Annotated in this window: 1 protein-coding gene and 1 pseudogene; one reads left to right on the top strand and one right to left on the bottom strand. The window is 73.4% G+C overall.

Annotation, left to right across the window (positions count from 1 at the left end):
* Positions 1–1,572 (bottom strand): annotated as a pseudogene (locus SZN_RS36700) (beta-N-acetylhexosaminidase); the annotation flags it as partial.
* A gap of 387 nt (positions 1,573–1,959) precedes the next feature.
* Here SZN_RS36700 and SZN_RS36695 point away from each other — a divergent pair.
* Positions 1,960–2,483 (top strand): 2-oxo-4-hydroxy-4-carboxy-5-ureidoimidazoline decarboxylase (locus SZN_RS36695; protein WP_007506007.1); only part of this gene is annotated, 524 nt, incomplete at its 3' end.

Below are 2,483 nucleotides of genomic sequence, written 5' to 3'. Positions count from 1 at the left end.
GGTCGGCGAGCGCCTTGAACTCCGTCCACGACAGCGCGGCGCGCCCGCGTCCCACAGCTTCTGCACCGTCGCCCGCAGCGGCATCCGGATGCCCGCGGCGACCTGGTCCTGCGTCTGGGCGCTCGCGATGTCGCCCCAGACGGCGAAGGTGCCGCCGAGGATCTGGTCGTCGTACCGGGCGGGCACGGGGGTCGTGCCGCGCAGCACCCGCGGCGTCCACTGCCGGTAGATCCGCTCCCCCGTCGGATAGACGAATGTCTGCGGCTGGCCGAGCACGTAGTAGAGGAACTCGTCGTTGTAGTTGATGACGTCGCGGCCCGCGCGCAGGTAGTCGATCGGCGGCCGGGCCCCGATCTCCTTGCCCGTCCAGTACGCCACCTGGAGGTCCTTGGCCGGCTGGACGGTGGCGTCGCGGAAGAACCCGTCGTTCCACGCCCGGACCGTGCGGTCGCGCGAGCGCACCGTGTCGGTGCGGTCGTTGAGCCATCCGGTGGCGAGGTCGGCGACGCCCGCGTTCGCGCCGTACGCCTTGCGGGCCGCGCTCGCCAGCTGCGGGAAGGACGCCTCGGGGTCGGAGACGACCAGCGCCTGGTACTCGTCGCCGCCGATGTGCCACTGGCTGCCGGGGAAGAGGGCGGCGTACTCCTTCAGCAGGTCGTCGACGACCTGGGCGGACTTGGGCTTGGAGATGTCGATGGCGCCCCGGACCGGGACCCCGTTGACGTTGCGCAGCTGGAGGTCGGGGTGGGCCGCGAGCACGGCGCCCAGGTGCCCCGGGGAGTCGATCTCGGGCACGATCGTGATGTGCCGGCTCTCGGCCAGCTGGACGATCTTCCTCACCTCCGCCTTGGTCAGGCGCTCCTTCGACACGATCTCGGGGTGCGTGGCGGACTCGATGCGGAAGCCCTGGTCGTCGGAGAAGTGCAGGCCCAGCTGGTTGAACTTCAGATCGCCGAGTTCGCGGATGCGGTCCTCGATCCAGCCGGCCGTGTAGTTCTTGCGGGCGGTGTCGAGCATGAACCCGCGCACCGGCTTGGCCGGGCGGTCGCGCACGACGCCCTCCGGCGCCGTACCGCCGTCCGCGACCTCCTGCTTGAGGGTGCGGGTGCCGTAGAACACGCCCGCCTCGCCCGGCCCGCCGATGACCACCCGGCCGCCGCGCACGGTCATCGTGTAGGACTCCCGGCCGCCCTTGTCGCCGTTCAGCTCCAGCCGTACGTCGCCCGCGCGCGTGTCGTCCTTGCGGCCGGCGTACGTCATGCCCAGCTCACCGGCGATGAGCCGCCCCTCGTCGGCGAGGCCGCCGTCGCCGACGACGACGCGCCCGGTGCGGGCGGGACGCCAGCCGGGCCCGCGCGCCGCGGTGTGGGACTGCACGGCCGGGATGGTGCGGGGCGCCTTGGACAGGGCGTACGAACGGCTCGGGGACGGTGACGGGGAGGCGGTCTCGGCCGCGCCCGGCGCGGAGCGCCGCTGCCGCGAGCCGGCGGAGTCCCCGTCGCCCCCGCTCGCCAGGAGTCCGAGGCTCACCCCGGCGGCGGCCGTCACGGCGACCACCGCGAGGATCAGCACCCATGTCTGCTTCAGCGGGCTCTTCGCCGGGGCCCGGCGCCGGTGCTTGTGCTGGCTCACGGGACCAACCTAGTGCCGTTACGGGCGGTGCACGCGCGGTGAGGACCGTTGTCCGGCGCGTGCCCCCGGCGCGGCGGCCCGGCGTCCTCGTCGGGGAGGTGCGCGGGTTCCCGGCCGGCGGGGCGGGCCGGCGGGCACGACGCCGTCACCGGGCGGACACCGCCTGTCCGGGCGCCGGGCGCCCGGCGCCGTGAACACGCGGCGGCGTCCAGCGCGCGTTCCGAAACTCTCCCGTTCGGCTGAAATTCGGGCATGCGTCGGACACCTCGCGTCCACACTCGGTAACGTGGCGCCACTCCTCCACCAGAATCCCCTGCCGAAACCCACGTGACGCCCACACACCTTCCTGGCCGTACCGCCATACCGTCGCTGCCCGGACAGACCCGGACCCCGCCGTCCCCGACCGCGCTGGACTCCTTCAACAGCGCACCCCCGGACGAGCTCCGGCGCGCCCTGCTGACCTGCCTGCGCAGCCCCCGCTGGGCCGTCCGGATCGCGGAGCACCGCCCGTACCCGGACGCCGACGCCCTGCTGGCCGCGTCCGACGAGGCCGCCTACGACCTGTCGCCGCGGGAGCTGTCCGAGGCGCTGGCCGAGGAGGCGCTGCCGGTCCTGCCGCGGGACACCTACTCGGCGGCGCACACCGCGCTGGGCGCCGCGTACGCCGCGTACGAGGCCAGATTCGGGCACGGATTCGTCGTCTGCCTGGACCGCCTCCCGCACACGGAGCATCTGGACCATGTTTTGGCAGGCATCCGATCACGATTGGCCAACGATCCGGAGGAAGAACGGGTCCTGGCAGCCGAGGAACTCAGGCGCCTGGCCAAGGGGCGGCTGCTCGCCCGGCTGAC

It is taken from the genome of Streptomyces zinciresistens K42 (assembly GCF_000225525.1).
GTDB classification, from domain to species: Bacteria; Actinomycetota; Actinomycetes; order Streptomycetales; family Streptomycetaceae; genus Streptomyces; species Streptomyces zinciresistens.
This window is presented reverse-complemented; position numbering and strand designations above follow the sequence as displayed.